Source organism: Escherichia sp. KCJ4928 (genome assembly GCF_004352695.1).
In the GTDB taxonomy this organism is placed as follows: domain Bacteria; phylum Pseudomonadota; class Gammaproteobacteria; order Enterobacterales; family Enterobacteriaceae; genus ECMA0423.
Map to the genome: position 1 here is coordinate 1 of NZ_SJWV01000482.1, position 825 is coordinate 825.

At 38.9% G+C, this 825-nt stretch carries 1 protein-coding gene; it reads left to right on the forward strand.

Annotated features, from left to right (window positions below; translation table 11 throughout):
• Positions 1-27: 27 nt before the first annotated feature.
• On the forward strand, positions 28-825 hold a 798-nt coding region (locus E0D98_RS24985), incomplete at its 3' end, for a hypothetical protein (protein WP_240723777.1).

An 825-nucleotide genomic window follows, 5' to 3' on the forward strand; every position in this document is an offset into this window, starting at 1 on the left:
TCATATATTATGCGTCAGGTCATTGATATGCTGGACAGTAGTGTTAAGTTCATCTTACCGAACTGCTGCGATATTATTGAACCAGAAGAATACCGCCAAACACATTTCGATTTGGCACGATTACCATATCCAGTTGTAACATTTGAAATACCATGGTTCAAAGACAGTGTAGAAACCCAAATAGGTGATTTTAATATATCACCATCATCCAGAAGAATTGCCCTGTGCTGGGAGGCCAGACAGAGTTTTGAACCCATCCCGGGATGTAATTCAATCCTTAACACTTATATTGATGGCGGAGTGTTTATCCTTCCTGTTTCATGGTCTGATGATTTAAAAATATGGATTCTTGGTGTCGGTGGAATGTTTTTCCCATATAACAACAAACTCACTAAATACGAACCTGACAGGACATTGCCTGCATCCAGGCTTGTAATCGACACATTAAAAGAGAATGGAGTAGCCAAATATAATGCAGCACACTTCAAAGCAGAGCCTTTTATAACAAGCATGGAATTTAAAGATGATTTGATAAAGCAGGTGGGAAGTATTGAAAGATTATATGCGCAAATTATTATGGATACTCGCGATGAACTACAGGCTTTCATACAGGCATGTAGCGTGTTAAATTGCGAAAATGTGTGTCCTGTCACACTTAGCACTAAACCAGAAAGAAAATTCATAAATGGTCGTAAAGTTCAGCTACCTGAAAAAAACAAGCGCCCTTCATATACTTATAAAGTATTGCAACTGTCTGAAACTAAGGTGCAAAGTAATCATACTGGAACAGGAAAGTCCGGTGGGACGAAAAGGATGCACTTACGC